We start from the raw sequence: 15,275 nt of genomic DNA on the forward strand, positions 1-15,275 counted from the left end.
GTTGGTATTTACATTCACTGCCATGGTGATTTCTCCAATTGATTTTCCGGTATAGCGGTTTCCGACGTCTCGGAAAACCAAGTAGTTATCTCTAAGTTACTTTTAATAACGGCTCAAAATTCAGAAGCTTTAGAAAAACTTTCAAAAAACCACAAATTAAATATTAAAATCAAATTTATCAGACACTTAAAATTTCACATTTTTTATAACAGTGGCAGCCTTCAATTGAGAATGCATTTAAAAGTGTTCAAAAAACACACTAATCACTATTTGAGTTATCCTATATAGAGAAATGAATAGTCGCCAAAGAGCTCAGATTGGTATGCTTCTTATACAAAGAGTTGAGTTGTTTGTCGTGAAACAGATAAGTGAGATCGAGGTTTTGCGGATTTGAAAGGTAAACTAGACGATCTAAAAGAAAATAAAAGTGTAGAAATAGAAAGGAAAAAGCCCCTTTTCCTGTTAAGGAAACGGGGCTAGTTGGCGTGTCAGAGCCTGTGCGGAGATCATCGAGAAATGAACACATTTCCGACGCGCCGTTGCATTCTTACCGTAAAAATGGATAGCAGGTGAGAGATGAGAGAGCTAAACACCCGATAGTAAGTATGCTTGCCAGTTTCCCTTGCTACGCAGTTCACGTCTGAACACGAGTAGCAAGTTCAACCAATAACTATTGCAATAGTGATATTGCAGAGTTAGGCAACTGTTTTGCTTGAGCAAGTATTGATGTACCTGCCTGTTGCAGAATTTGAGCTTTGGTCATTTGCGTTGTCTCTTTCGCAAAGTCTGTATCTTTGATTCGGCTGTTTGAAGCGTCTACGTTCTCTTGAACATTTGCCAAGTTATTAATACTGTGGCTTAAACGGTTCTGCTTCGCACCCAAATCAGCACGCTGTGAATCGACATACTGCATCGCAGAATCAATTACACCGATTGCGTTTTGTGAACCAGCAACGGTATTCAAGTCGATATCCTGAACCAATGAAGTTCGACCTTCACTTTTAAGGCCTAGCTCAGAGGCTAAACTACCCGAGATCGACATCGCGCCTTCTAAATCAGGTTCCGCAACAAATATTTGCATGCGACCTTCATCCGTCACAGACGCATTCACTAGATCAGATTGGCCGTTAATGTAAGTTGCTAGTTCTTCGATATCTTCACCCACTTTGGCGCTTATATCGAGAACAATGGCTTCACCCGCTTTAGTTTTAAATTCAAACTTAAGGTCTTTTGCTGTTGGTGGAACTTCCCAACTATTGTCTTTAGCGTGTTCAGAGTCGAACGTCGTTCCTCCCATGCGGAAGTCATCAGCACGAATACTGGTTAACGCCATGATCATAGCTTCACCAGAGTTTGAACCAATCTGGAATGAAGCTTCACCGAATGAACCATTCAATAGACGACGGCCACCGAAAGCAGTGGTCTCTGCGATACGGTTAAGCTCATCTTGAAGTGCCATTGTCTCTTCGTTTAGCGCTTGACGCTCTGCCGGAGAGTTGGTGCCGTTTGATGATTGAATCGCCAAGTCACGCATGCGTTGTAATACGTTCGTTGATTCATTCATCGCACCTTCTGCTGTCTGAGCAATCGAAATACCATCATTAGCATTACGCATTGCTACATCCAGACCACGTGATTGCGCGGTTAAGCGGTTCGAGATTTGCAGGCCTGCCGCATCATCTTTTGCGCTATTGATTTTATGACCTGATGACAAACGCTCCATAGAAGTCGCTAAGTCATTAGACGATTTATTCAAGTATCGCTGTGCTGTCATAGCAGATACGTTAGTGCTTACATTAATAGCCATATTGCTCTCCTTATGAGTTCGCAAAGTCACTGCGAAGCGGCCAGCTTTACTCTCATATGGATAAGCACTGACCGTGTATTACGCGATAAACCCTAGATAAGGTTTAAGATCTGTATTAATCATTTATGAAAATTATAAAAGCATGTTGTGTGCCAACTTTTATTTTAATTCCAATAAACTTAAAATAAACATAAAAAACAAAAAGTTAAACCACAACCCCCCATAGGGGCTAATTATATCAAGTCGAGAAAATAAGATATTGATATCTCTCGTTGCCGTTTTTTGCCGCTATTTTTCAAACATGCCACACTGAACAAAAAAGTGGCAATCCATAGAATTATTCGCACATATGGCATAGCACATACGGCAGAGAATTAACCCCAGATTAACGGCTGTTCATAGCTAAATATAATTAAACAAGGTCAGGTCTTTCGTCTTGCCAAACGCTTGTTGTGAAGCTTGTAGCGCTCGAGAGTTTTCATTGAATTCAATGATGGCTTTCGAATAGTCCAAGTCTTCAAAATTGCTTTTTGCTTTCGCTAAAGACAACTTAAAATCTTCATGTTGCTGCTCTTGAATATCCAATGTACTCAAACGAGCACCGACATCCGTTCTCGCCTTAGTCAAATGAATAAACGCGGCATGAAATTCTTCGGTCATTTGGTGCAACTTTGCCGTTGCCGATGCATCTGATACAGGATTTTCTGCCTGTTCGGCGGTCTCTTTGAACGTATCAAAGATAGAGAATGTCTCTCTCGGCTCTAAAGTGATCGAGTCACCTTTCGTGATCTGTCCTTTGAATTGGATATTCAAACCTTCATAAACAACTCCCTTCGAAGGGTCAAAATCTTCTGCAGCAACCACTGCACCGTCTTTTTCAAGCTGATAAGCGAACTTGCCCGTCTGCATATCAACAAAAGTGACTTTATAAGTTGCACTATCGTCAGCTGTATTAGTTGCACGCCCTAGCAATAACTCAGAGGCTGGTTCAAGGTCATACTGAGGTTCGTAATCACCGAACGGGTTATCTATTTCCATAAACAACTTACTGCCCGGATCGTTCATTGCCATTTCAAAGCTCGTTGCTACTCGCATCTTTCTTTGATAGTCATCACCTTGATAAGAAACATTCCCTTCATTATCTTGAAAAAATGGCTGGCTCTTGGGCTTGGTTCCTGAAAATGTGTAGTTACCTGACTCATCTTGAGTATTCGCTAAATGTAGAAGATTATTCGATAACTCTTGAATTTCACGTTTCTTCGCTAAGCGGTCTTCCGGAGAAAGTGCACCGTTAATCATTTCCATCACGGTTCGTTTTGCTTCATCCGCGAACCCTTCCGAGTTGGCGACCATGACCTCATGATGTTCAAGGCGGTTTCTAATTAGAGTGATCGCATCGACATACTGTTTAAGTTGCTCAGATTGCTGGCCGATGTTTTGTAAATAATGCGTCGCCAAAGGATCATCACTCGCCGACTGTAATTTCTTACCGGAAGCCAGTTGTGCTTGATTATGATGCACCTTGTTTTCTTGGCGGCGAAAGTCATTTTGTACTGACTGATAATTATGAAAGCTAGAAATACGAGTCAACATTTATATCTCCTACCTCAAAGCCAAAATAGTATTAAACGTATCATTGGCGGCTTGCATGATGCGTGAAGAAGCCATGTACGCTTGCTGAAATTTCATCATATTTGCAGCTTCTTCATCTAGGTTCACCCCAGAGACTGAAGCAATACGTTCTTGAGCTGACTCTTTTTCTAGCCTAGCAATATCACTCAAGCGATTTGCCGTTGAAGATTTCAAGCCCGTATTGGTATTCAAGTTGTGGTAAAGATCTAAAATAGTAGACTCACCATCATCCAAGACTTTGCCTGTTTGGAGATCTTGCAATTTACGCAAGTTGCCATTGTCACCTTCTGATGGGACAAGGTTTGCCGTAAATTTATCGTTTGCCACCGCGCCCGGTGTAAGTTCAAACGTTGTGCCATTAATTGTCACAGGGCCTTGTGGTGGATACGGTTGAGGCTGCATAAGTATGTTGCCCTTAGGATCGGTAACTGCAAACTGTTCGCCCTTTGGTGACACGATCACTTCAAATTCTCGTAATTGACCTGCCGCCAAAATTTTGAAACCTGCAGTGCCTTTGGCAAAGGTAGTTGATGCCTCATAGCTTTGCGCCGCAATATCTTTAGGGTCTTTGGTTTCCATCTGAATCTGCGCGGCAAAGTTGCGAGTTGGGCGTAGTAAAAGCTTCTCACCCAGTTCAGGCGGATTTCGAATTTCCACTCGCATGCCATCTAAATAAAAGGCATTGCCGGTTGAATTAGTGCTAACTTTTACCGTTTCACCATCTGGCTTAATCACCACATAATCGCTGCCATCGTATTTCAGACCATACTCGCCGCCTTTCAGAGCAGAAGTATCATCAATATAAACCGCGACATCCGCTTTTGACTGTCCGTGAGCAGTAACACGAGACTTAGCCACTAACTCAGAGTTCGCATCGGTAAACAGGTTTTTACCTACATTGCCATTGAGATCCAAACCTTGCGATTGCAGTGCATTGACCTCGTATGAAAACGCGGTCGCCAAACGACCAAGCTCATCCATAACTGCAGGAATATGTTCATCACGCATGTCTAACATCGCGCCGATTTGTCCATCAATATCGCGGTTAGTAATCGCCTTTAATGACTTTCCTTCTACGATAGCAAGACGACGCTGATGTGCATCTGGTACGCCATCGATCATTTTCAGTTGGCTCGCTTCTGTACCAGAAACTAAGGTATGACCATTACCGATATGGACATTAAAGCCTTCATTATTAGCTCGTGGTGTCACCGTCACTTTAGTGTAACCAGAAAGCTCATTAACTAGCTGTTCGTGCTGATCTTGTAGATCATTATGAGGTCCAGGAGTTCGTACCATTAGTCGCTGAAGATCACGGATCTCGTATGCAATTTGGTTAACTCGCTCGATACCCATGTCTAATTTCTTATTCGCAGAATCAGACTGTTGACGAACGGTTTCATGAAATTCATTTAACGTTTTACTTAATAACCCAGCTTTTTCTATGACGACTTTTCGTGTACCCACATCATTCGGCGTATCAGCGAGCGTCTTAACAGAATCAAACCACTCATTAAGGTTCTCTGGGATTTTCTTCGAAACAACCGATGACAACATGCTTGACAGCATATCCAGGTTAGCTTCGGTATCCGCTTTGTTAGCGGCATTGGTTGTTGATAGGTTAAGTTCCTTGACGGCAAATTGGTCCCACGAGCGGCGAACATTTTCCACATGCACACCCATACCGTAGGTTTGACCACCGTACTGGCGCGGGTCATTCACACCTTGAACCACAGACTGGCGGCTATAGCCTTCTGTGTTGGCGTTAGAAATGTTATGACCTGTGGTGTTTAGCTGTCTCTGAGCAGTAAGAACACTTTGTGCTCCTACATTCAGAAGATCCGACGCCATAATGCCCCCAAAAAACTTAACAAAATCAGCATGAACTGATTAACTACTACAGCTTATTATTAAGATATTTAGCAATATATGTGCCAATAGAAACAACGGAGAGTTAAAATACAATAATTTGTTGAAGTGTAAGGAGAAAACTATGGATGGCGCGTAAGACTGAAGGGGCGGATAAGAAAAGAGCCTGCCGGTGGCAAGCTCTCGAGTGCATTCAATAACGCTATTTCATCTCATCAATCTTAGCTTTAACTCGTAAAACTTTGTCGGCATAGTTAGGGTCGGTTGCGTAACCCGCCTGGTGAATGCCTTTGATGAAATTCTCAGAGTTACCTTGATGCTGCAATGCCGTTTCGTATCTTGGGTTTTCGTTCAAGAACTTCACGTAATCATTAAAGCTATCTTCGAAATTAGAGTAAGAACGGAAAGAAGCAGACTCTTTAACGGCTGTTTTACCATGGAACTCTAGAGTTTGAGTAGCAACCTTATCGCCCTTCCAACTTCTATCGGCTTTGATATTGAATAGGTTGTTGCTGTTGCCCAAAGAGTTCTTAATCATCTTAGAACCCCAACCTGTTTCAAGTGCCGCTTGTGCCAATAGCAGTGATGAATCGACACCGAGCGCACTCGCTGCTTTTTCAGCGTAAGGCTTCATTGAGGCAACAAACGATTCTGGAGAATCGAAGGAAACGGGTTGTTTGGCTGCTGACACGTCTGTTGCAGACATAGCTTGCGCAGATTGAACATCCGACACTCTATCTTCTGAACGCCCCGAGTATTGCGGTCTTCGCAGTGAAGTATCAAAGCCTTCATTGCGAACCTTATCTTCAGTTGCATCATTTGCTTGGCCAGCGCTTAACTGAGCTACGATCATGTCCGCAAGACCGAGCGAACCTGACGCACTGAGTTCACTCGCCATTTGGTCATCTTGCATCTGACGATAAAACTGTTCATTCTGGCTGTTCAACATATCTGACTTAAAGCTCGAGTTCGCATCACGCATCGACTTAAACAACATCGAGGTAAAAATAGATTCAAACTGTTTTGCAGCAGCGGTTAGCGCTTCTTTTTCACTGCCTTCTTCACCGCTTACCGCTTGTTGACGAAGACGGTCTAGGCTACCAATATCGTGAATAAAGCCGATGTCATTGTTATTTTTAATCATGCTTTATCCCTTAAATAATGATCAACTGACCTTCAATTGCACCCGCTTGTTTCAGTGCTTGAAGGATTGCCATTAAATCAGAAGGTGCGGCGCCGACTTCATTGACAGCGCGTACCAAATCATCGAGCGTTAAACCGGGTTCGAACTTAAACATTTTACCATCGGCTTCGGTTACTTCGATGTCCGAATCAGGAACGACTACCGTTTGACCACCAGAGAATGCGTTAGGTTGGCTTACGTTTAGATTTTCTTTGATTGCGACTGTCATGCCGCCGTGGGTTACTGCTGCTGCTTTTAAGCGCACATGCTTACCAACAACAATAGTACCGGTACGAGAGTTAACAATGATTTTTGCAGAGCCCTCTGCAGGGTCAAATTCGATGTTTTCGATGGCAGACAAGAAAGCCACACGTTGGCTGATTTCACGTGGAGCACGAACTTTTACAGAAGTCGCATCGACCGCAGACGCCATTTGAGGGCCTAGGAAATTATTAACCGCATCAGCTAAACGTTGAGCCGTAGTAAAATCAGATTGGATTAAGTTGAAAGTGATGTAGTCACCACGACCAAATGGGGTTGGGATTTCTTGCTCTACCGTCGCACCGCTAGAGATGATACCAACGTTAGGGTTGTTACCAACGAGCTTAGAACCATCGTTGCCTTGAGCACTAAAACCACTCACCACCAAATTACCTTGTGCCACAGCGTACACTTGACCGTCCAGACCTTTAAGAAAAGTCTGCAGCAAAGTACCACCACGAAGGCTTTTTGCTGAACCAATAGACGACACCGTTACGTCTACTTCCTGACCTTGCTTAGAGAATGCCGGAAGTTCAGCGGTAACGATTACCGCCGCAACGTTTTTGGTTTTTGGCTTGGTGCCAGGCGGCAATTGAATGCCAAAATTTTGCAGCATTGCGTTAAACGTTTGATCGGTAAAGGGAGTTGTTTCACCAGTACCCGGCAAACCTGTGACCAAACCATAGCCGACAAGTTGGTTACTACGAACACCCGCTACTTTTGCCACGTCTTTTATACGCGCGGCATGAGCACTGGAGGCAAGAAATAGCATGCCGAAGAGTACGAGTGTTAGTTTTTTCATTGAATAACCTGTCTGTATTGCTTTAATTTATAATGAGTTAGCTTGAAATTAGATAATTCTTAAAGTGCCAGTATGTCGACACAGTCTCAAGCTCTACAAAGATACATTAAAGAATCGTGCCAAGAACCCAGGTTCTTGCATATCTTTCTGCACACCCGTACCTGAGTACTGAATTCGTGCATTCGAAACACGGTTCGAAGCAATGGTATTCTCAAAGTCGATATCATCAGGGCGGATGGTGCCACTTAAGCGAATGTACTCATCACCCGTATTCAACGTCATCCACTTCTCACCGCGAACCACTAGGTTGCCATTCGCTAATACTTCAATAACTTCAACGGTAATGTAACCGCTAATGCTATTACTTTGGTTAGCTGATGCATCTCCAGCAAAGGTGTTGGTGTTACTCAGATCGTAAGAAAAGTTGTATTTACCAAGTTCTAGATTTTCACCACCTACAGCTAACGGTTCCATCGATGCATCGTTCGATTTAGACATATCTGCATTAGCTTTTTTAGTCGCTCGCGTATTCTCATCTAACGCAACGGTAATAATGTCACCAATACCGCGAGGTTTTGAGTCGTCATACATGCTACCAATGTGGTTAGCATTGAACAGTGAGCCTGTTGCTGCCGCATAATGCTCTTGTTTTTTCTTCGGGTTAATTGGCGCCCATGCAGGATCACCAGCAATAGGGTCCGTTCTATCTCGAAGTGTGTCGATAATACCAGAGCTTTCCTGGGCCGACTTGTCGCCTTCTACAGCATCAACCACTGTGGTTGCGTTCTCTTGCGCCGGAGTTTCAATTGGCTCCAGTGTGGTACAGCCCGTCATAGATAAAAACAGAGCTAAACAAACAATACGTTTCATGGCGATGTACTCTCAGCAGACAATAGTAAATAGAACGATTAAAAGAAATAAGTAAACAGCGAATTAACCAGCTACAGCTGTTGGTTAACGAAGCTCATCATCTTATCTACCGCCGAGATAACTTTTGAGTTCATTTCGTATACACGTTGAGCTTCGATCATGTTAACCAATTCTTCAGTTACGTTTACATTGGATGCTTCAAGCATAGACTGACGAACATTACCTAAGCCGTTCAACCCCGGAACACCCTCTTGCGGGTCACCACTTGCACCTGTAGGCAAGTAAAGGTTTTGGCCAATGGGCTCTAAACCACCTGGGTTTACGAAATCAGTAATGGTGATTTGGCCAACCACGACGTTGTTTTGCTGACCACGTAGACGAACCGACACCTCACCATCGTTACCAACCGTTACCGAGATCGCGTCTTCAGGAATAACGATTTCGGGTTGTAGGGCATAACCTTGACCCGATGTTACGATCGCACCGTCACCGTTCAATGTGAACTGACCATTACGGCTGTAACCTGTTTCACCGTCTGGCATCTCAACTTGGAAGAAACCGTCGCCTTCAATCATCATATCTAGACTATTCGACGTTGTTTGTGCGTTACCGTGAGTGTGCACCTTTTGAGTTGCAACTACCTTAGAACCAGCACCCAACATCAAACCACTTGGCAACTCAGTATTCTGAGACGATTGGCCACCTGGTTGGTTAATATTCTGATAGAACAAATCTTCAAACACCGCACGGCTCTTTTTAAAACCAATGGTTGAGGCGTTGGCAAGGTTGTTTGAAATTGTTGAAATATTGGTTTGTTGGGCGTCTAAACCGGTTTTACTTACCCATAATGCTGGATGCATAGCAATTTCCTTAAAATTCTATTAGCTCATACGAAGCAGTGAATCAGACGACTTGTCCATTTCCTCTGCTGTGCTCATCATCTTGACCTGCATTTCAAACTGACGTTGTAAGTCAATTAAGCTGGTCATTTCACCTACGGCATTTACGTTACTGCCTTCGATAGCACCTTTAAGCAACGTTACCGCTGCATCTGCTTCGTATGCCTGATCTGGGTTTTTCGAACGGAAGAGGCCATTCGTATCTTTAAACAAGCTTTGGTTATCTGGACGCACAAGCTTGATACGATCAACTACGGCTAATTCTTCAGCTGGAGCGCCTTGAGGAATCACCGAAATCGTACCATCTGTACCAATTTCTACTTTACTGATTGGGATTGGGAGCGTGATTGGTGCGTCGTTTTCACCAAGCACTAAATGGCCACTTGCGTTGGTAAGCAAACCGTTTTGGTCAACCCTTAGGTTACCGTTACGGGTTAAACCTTCACGGCCAGTATTGTCCATTACTGAAATCCAACCATCACCTTGAATGGTGACATCGAGATCTCGGCCAGTAGTAACCACACTACCCTGAGCGAAATTATGACCCGGACGCTCTGTCATGCTGAAAACACGAGTAGGCATGCCTTCGCCATACGCTTGCATTGAACGTGCCTGTGCTAAATCAGCACGGAAACCCGTTGTACTTACGTTGGCGAGGTTGTTTGAACGCAGCTGCAAAGCCTGCATATTTTGCTTAGCGCCACTCATGGCAAGAAACAGTGCGCGATCCATAATTTTGCTCCAAAAAATCATTTTCTGGAACTAATAAAGCAAACACTATGCCAATATTTTTAACTGTTATTTATCAAAAACTTAAATGAAAAAACAACAAAAAAGACTGATCGCAAAGGATCATTGAGGAAGAATTGTTGCCAGAGGCATTACCGGGCGGCAATAGGGGCGGCAAATAGACAAGCAAGCAGCCATACGTAATTCACCAACAATACCCAATTCAATAACATTGAATTGGGTATTCGCAGATGATTCAAACGCTCGAAACGATTAACGAATCTGAAGAATATTCTGTTGTAGTTGGTTGTGTACTTCTAGAGAACGAGAGTTCGCTTGGAAGTTACGTTGAGCAGAAATCAAATCAACCAATTCTTGAGTCATATCGATATTCGACTGCTCTAGTGAGCCATTGTTGATACTACCAAATGAACCTTTATTTGATTCACCCCAGATTTTATCACCTGAAGCCTTAGTAGAATCCCATTGAGTGCCGCCTTTCTTATCTAGACCATGCTCATTAGGTACACGAACTAAACCTACGCGGCCTAGTATCACATTTTCACCGTTTGAGTAACTGCCTAGAACACTGCCGTACTCATCAAAATCGATTTTCGTTAAGAAACCAGTTGTCGCGCCATCTTCATCAAACCTAGACAGTTCGAATGGAGCGGCAAACTGAGTTGAAGAATCCAGACCAAAGTTAAGTACCTGTGTCGGATCTGCACCGTTCAAATCAACTGCGTTCTCACCAGCGCCGATTGGATCAGATAGAATTGGCTGACCACTGTTAAGGCTTGCTAAGGTACCGTCATTGTTGAATTTCATGGTGTGACCAACATGACCTGCTGAATTCGTCGCGTCGCCACCAGTAATGTTTACCGGCTTCTCGCCCGTTTCATCTGACATGGTGTAGTACGTTTGCCAAGTATTCGGTTGAGTCTGATCTTTTAGGTAGTAAGTCGTTAACTTGTAAGACTGTCCCATAGAATCGTAGACCGTCGAAGACGTTGCACGGTTATAGGTATCTGGATCTTTGAAATCAAATGTTGCCGGGTCTTTAAGATCACCGTTCGCAGGAAGGTTAACCCCTACTTCAATGTTTTCTGTCTGTTTAGGCTTACCAAACTCAGCTGGAATGTCGAGAGGCTTTGGTGCATAAGAAAGAACTTCACCCGAGTTTGGATCGACATCATAACCTAAAAGAAACTCATCATTGGCCGTAACCATGTAGTTGTCTTTGTTTAGGTGAAATGCACCATTACGCGTTAGTTCATTGATCTCTGGCACCATACGGTCTTTCGATACTGCAAAGAAACCTGTACCACTTACACGCAAGTCCATTGGGTTATTCGTATAGATACTTGAACCTTCATGGAACTGTTGTGCCACTTGGCTAGCTTGCGCACCGCCTCCTGGCGTCGTTTTTGCGTTAGTGAACAACGAGCTTGAGTAAACATCCCCGAACTCCGCACGAGACTCTTTAAAGCCAAATGTGTTTGCGTTCGCAATGTTGTTACTGGTTGTATTCAGGTCTAACTGTGCAGCGGATAGACCGCTTAAAGATACATATGACATTCCAATATTCTCCTAATCTAGCTAGCATAATCACTCTAAAAAGAGCTACGCTTTACCAACTTCTAGTACTTCAGCAAGTCGTACTGGCGATGTAAAACCAGCCAGATTGAGTAGTACGTTGCCATCGCCTTTACCAAGAAGCACACTGTTCACGTTCGCATAACTCGACACTTGGAACTCTGTGTTCTCACCTTCCAATAAACCCGACGCTTTCACGTTGTATTTACCGGCCGGCAATGGATTACCGTCTTCGTCTTTTCCGTCCCACTCAACACGCGTGTCACCCGATGGTTTTGAGCCGATATCAAAAGTGCGAACCAATTGGCCAACTTCATTCTCAACACGGACCATTACATTGTCCATTGCCTGAGGAAGCTTAACCATTGACGCCATACCGCCATCACCTTGTTTCACACCTGCCGCTCCAGGAACCAATACATCGCGGCCAACCAAAGAGGATGCCTGCAGTGCTTGGTTAGAAGTCATTGATGAATTCAAGCTTTCAAACTGTGTATTCATTTTGCCAATGCCATCTACGGTCGCAAATGAAGCCATTTGCGCAATCATCTGGTCATTGCTAACCGGCTTAAAAGGGTCTTGTTGTGCAAGTTGCTTAGTCAACAACGATAAGAAGTCATCTTGTTTAAGATCTTGCTTACCTGTCGTTTCATCGGGCTTCTTAGCACCATCTTGAAGACTCTTCAGCTGGTCAACATAGGACAAGCCGCTTTGACCAACATTGTTGATTCCAGCCATTTGCTACCTCCTTATCCTTATTGACCCATCTGCAGCGTACGCAGCAGCATTTGTTTACTCGAGTCAGCAACCTGTACGTTTGTTTGATACGCACGTGATGCTGAAATCATGTTAGCCATTTCTTCCATAACGTTAACGTTAGGCTTATAGATGTAGCCTTCGTTGTTCGCTAACGGGTGATCTGGGTTGTACTCCGCATTCAGCGGTTTATCGCTTTCTACGATACCTAATACTTTTACTGGCACAGTGTGACCACTATTACGTGCCTGATTTAACTCAGCGCCAAACACTGCGTGGCGAGCCTTGTAAGTGTCTTTAGCAGAGCTACTTACACTGTCTGCGTTAGCAAGGTTACTTGAGGTAGTATTTAGACGAACAGATTCAGCACTCATCGCAGAACCAGTCACATTGAATACATTAAATAAGCTCATCTAGTTATTCCCCTTTTATCGCTTTAGTTAAATTCTTGAACTTACTTCCTAAGAAGTCGAGAGAGGCTTGATGCCTAATTTGGTTTTGCATGAAAAGATTTCGTTCCAAATCCAAATCAACCGTATTGCCATCTCCAGTATCAGGTTGCGTAGGAATTCGATACTTCGTTTCCCCATTCACCGTTGTTGAGGCAGAAATATGCCGACCGTCTGTTCGGCTAAGACCAATGCTTGCCCCAGAACTTGCCGCCTGCAGTGATTTATTAAAGTCTAATCCCTTTGCTTTATACCCAGGCGTGTTAGCTTGCGCGATATTGGTGGAAAGCACCTCAGCGTTACGCTCACGTACACCAACTGTGTGCTGGTGAATGCCTAAAGCATTGTCAAAAGAAATAGCCATGTAAACCTCAACTCAAGAACTGACTGTTATGAAATAACCCAAGCAATATATATACCAACTTTAAAAATAAAGTGGCCGACCATTACTTTTACAGGTTACTCGTGGGTAAACTTGCAATATACAAGCCAACAAATAGAGTAAATTGGAATGTCACTCTGACTTAAAGATATAGATTAAATGAGAAAAAGAAAACCCAGCACTTGGCTGGGTTTTAAATTTGGACAGTAATATTGCACCTTAAAGTGGTGACACTAATTACTTTAATTTGTAGATGATGCCTGGATTACAGCGAACCATTTCAAAACGATCTGTTAAGCCGGTTAACGATTCAGACGCACCCAATAACAGGTAACCACCAGGGTTCAGGCTATTTGCCATCTGGTTAAGTACTTTTGACTTCATATCCGGAGAGAAATAAATCAACACGTTACGACAAAAGATAATGTCGAATTTGCCTAACAGTGCATAGCTCTCCATCAAGTTCTGAGGACGGAAGTTTACCATTCGCTTAACGTTGTCTTTCACTTTCATACGACCATCGCCAGCATCTTCAAAGAAAGTGCGACGGCGCTCAGGAGAAAGTCCTCGGCCCAAGGCAAGGTTGTCATAAGCGCCAGTGCGGCACATATCTAACATACTTGCTGAAATATCAGTAGCGGTAATCGATACATTTGGCAACATACCCGGCTTACGTGCTTGGGTCTCAAGTATCGTCATAGCCATTGAGTATGGTTCTTGACCTGAAGAGCTTGCCGCAGACCAAATCTTGATAGGACGTTTATTTGCCGCTATTTCCGGTAGAAGTTTATCCGCTAGTACAGCAAACGGATAAGTATCTCGGAACCAAAGTGTCTCGTTAGTCGTCATAGCATCCACTGCCGCCACTCTCAACTCACGGTTTCGACCTGTCACTACATCTCTTAGCAAATCAGACAATGAAGCAACATTAAACTTCGTTACTAATGGGCTTAAACGACTGCGCACTAAATACTGCTTACTGTCACCTAATACAATGCCACATTGAGATTCTAAGAAACGGCTGAAATCGCGATACTCTTGATCACTTATTGTTATAGCAGTCATTAATGTCTCTTTTAGTTAGTTAACGCAGCTTTAACCGCGCCACCAAGCTCATCAGGATTGAATTTCGCGATGAAGGAGTTAGCCCCTACACGCTCAACCATGGCTTGGTTAAATACACCACTCAATGATGAGTGCAAAATTACGTATAAATCTTTTAGTTCTGCGTGACGACGAATCTCAGCAGTCAGCGTGTATCCATCCATTTCAGGCATTTCAATATCTGAAATCACCAATGAAATTTGATCGTAAATACTGCCTTCCGATGCCATTTTCATCAGAGTCTCATAGGCTTCTTTACCATCTTTGACAGCAATGACCTCAAAACCAATAGATTCTATAGCACGTTGAACCTGCTTACGAGCAACCGTCGAGTCATCGGCAATCAAGATTCGGCGAACCAATTCTTTCTCTTGTTCAACTTCTGCAATTTCCTCTGCGATTCTGCTATCCATGGTTTCATCAACAGGTGAGATCTCAGCAAGAATCTTTTCAACATCCAGAATTTCAACCAATTCATTATCGATGTTGGTTACCGCTGTTAGGTAATTATCTTTACCTGAACCATCTGGTGGTGGAAGAATAGCTTCCCAGTGCATATTAACAATTCTATCTACAGAGCTTACGAGGAATGCTTGGATAGTACGGTTAAATTCAGCAATCACCACAAAGCACTTATCGATATCAGATGTAGGACGTCCGCCTACCGCTAGGCTCAAATCAATGACAGAAACTGTCTGACCACGAATATGAGCCACACCTTTTACGAGATGATGTAAATTTGGCATTAAAGTCAGACGAGGGCATTGTAAAACCTCTTTCACTTTAAATACATTAATACCGTAACGCTGACGCCCCATTAGGCGAAAGGTTAGTAATTCTAATCGGTTTTGACCGACGAGTTGCGTACGCTGATTCACTGAATCAAGAATACCCGTCATGAGCTCATCTCCATATCAAACTTTTTGGATAGAAAGT

14 protein-coding genes are annotated in these 15,275 nt (G+C 43.4%); all 14 read right to left on the minus strand.

Annotated elements, in window-relative coordinates:
• Window positions 1–670 precede the first annotated feature (670 nt).
• Entirely contained in the window at window positions 671–1,807 is a 1,137-nt protein-coding gene (locus tag AB6C75_RS07820; protein ID WP_017100665.1) for a flagellin, read from the minus strand.
• Between the two features lie 402 nt (window positions 1,808–2,209).
• Window positions 2,210–3,400, minus strand: a complete 1,191-nt coding sequence (gene flgL / locus AB6C75_RS07825; protein WP_017100666.1) for a flagellar hook-associated protein FlgL — start codon at window positions 3,398–3,400, stop codon at window positions 2,210–2,212.
• Between the two features lie 9 nt (window positions 3,401–3,409).
• Window positions 3,410–5,290 carry a flagellar hook-associated protein FlgK gene (gene flgK, locus AB6C75_RS07830; protein WP_372107511.1) on the minus strand — a complete coding sequence of 627 codons (1,881 nt, stop codon included), beginning with the start codon at window positions 5,288–5,290 and terminating at the stop codon, window positions 3,410–3,412.
• A gap of 220 nt (window positions 5,291–5,510) precedes the next feature.
• The gene (flgJ, locus tag AB6C75_RS07835; protein ID WP_012603428.1) at window positions 5,511–6,452 is read right to left on the minus strand and encodes a flagellar assembly peptidoglycan hydrolase FlgJ; all 942 of its coding nucleotides are present in this window, start codon (window positions 6,450–6,452) and stop codon (window positions 5,511–5,513) included.
• A 10-nt stretch (window positions 6,453–6,462) separates the two neighbouring features.
• Window positions 6,463–7,554, minus strand: a complete 1,092-nt coding sequence (locus AB6C75_RS07840; protein WP_009848568.1) for a flagellar basal body P-ring protein FlgI — start codon at window positions 7,552–7,554, stop codon at window positions 6,463–6,465.
• Window positions 7,555–7,647: 93 nt separating this feature from the next.
• Entirely contained in the window at window positions 7,648–8,424 is a 777-nt protein-coding gene (gene flgH / locus AB6C75_RS07845) for a flagellar basal body L-ring protein FlgH (protein ID WP_135445487.1), read from the minus strand.
• 71 nt (window positions 8,425–8,495) lie between these two features.
• The gene (flgG, locus tag AB6C75_RS07850) at window positions 8,496–9,284 is read right to left on the minus strand and encodes a flagellar basal-body rod protein FlgG (RefSeq protein ID WP_017103996.1); all 789 of its coding nucleotides are present in this window, start codon (window positions 9,282–9,284) and stop codon (window positions 8,496–8,498) included.
• 21 nt (window positions 9,285–9,305) lie between these two features.
• A complete protein-coding gene (flgF, locus tag AB6C75_RS07855; protein WP_009848571.1) occupies window positions 9,306–10,055 on the minus strand; it encodes a flagellar basal-body rod protein FlgF in 750 nt (249 codons plus the stop codon).
• 270 nt (window positions 10,056–10,325) lie between these two features.
• Entirely contained in the window at window positions 10,326–11,630 is a 1,305-nt protein-coding gene (gene flgE, locus AB6C75_RS07860) for a flagellar hook protein FlgE (protein ID WP_017100669.1), read from the minus strand.
• A 45-nt stretch (window positions 11,631–11,675) separates the two neighbouring features.
• Window positions 11,676–12,386, minus strand: coding sequence for a flagellar hook assembly protein FlgD (gene flgD / locus AB6C75_RS07865; protein ID WP_009848573.1), 711 nt, complete (start codon window positions 12,384–12,386; stop codon window positions 11,676–11,678).
• A 17-nt stretch (window positions 12,387–12,403) separates the two neighbouring features.
• Window positions 12,404–12,817 carry a flagellar basal body rod protein FlgC gene (gene flgC / locus AB6C75_RS07870; RefSeq protein ID WP_009848574.1) on the minus strand — a complete coding sequence of 138 codons (414 nt, stop codon included), beginning with the start codon at window positions 12,815–12,817 and terminating at the stop codon, window positions 12,404–12,406.
• A gap of 4 nt (window positions 12,818–12,821) precedes the next feature.
• Entirely contained in the window at window positions 12,822–13,217 is a 396-nt protein-coding gene (flgB, locus tag AB6C75_RS07875) for a flagellar basal body rod protein FlgB (protein ID WP_009848575.1), read from the minus strand.
• 255 nt (window positions 13,218–13,472) lie between these two features.
• Complete coding sequence (locus tag AB6C75_RS07880; RefSeq protein ID WP_009848576.1) at window positions 13,473–14,300, minus strand: protein-glutamate O-methyltransferase; 828 nt, start codon at window positions 14,298–14,300, stop codon at window positions 13,473–13,475.
• An 11-nt stretch (window positions 14,301–14,311) separates the two neighbouring features.
• A complete protein-coding gene (locus AB6C75_RS07885; protein ID WP_009848577.1) occupies window positions 14,312–15,238 on the minus strand; it encodes a chemotaxis protein CheV in 927 nt (308 codons plus the stop codon).
• Window positions 15,239–15,275 lie beyond the last annotated feature (37 nt).

The organism is Vibrio sp. 10N.237.312.B06, from assembly GCF_041464685.1.
GTDB lineage: Bacteria > Pseudomonadota > Gammaproteobacteria > Enterobacterales > Vibrionaceae > Vibrio > Vibrio tasmaniensis_A.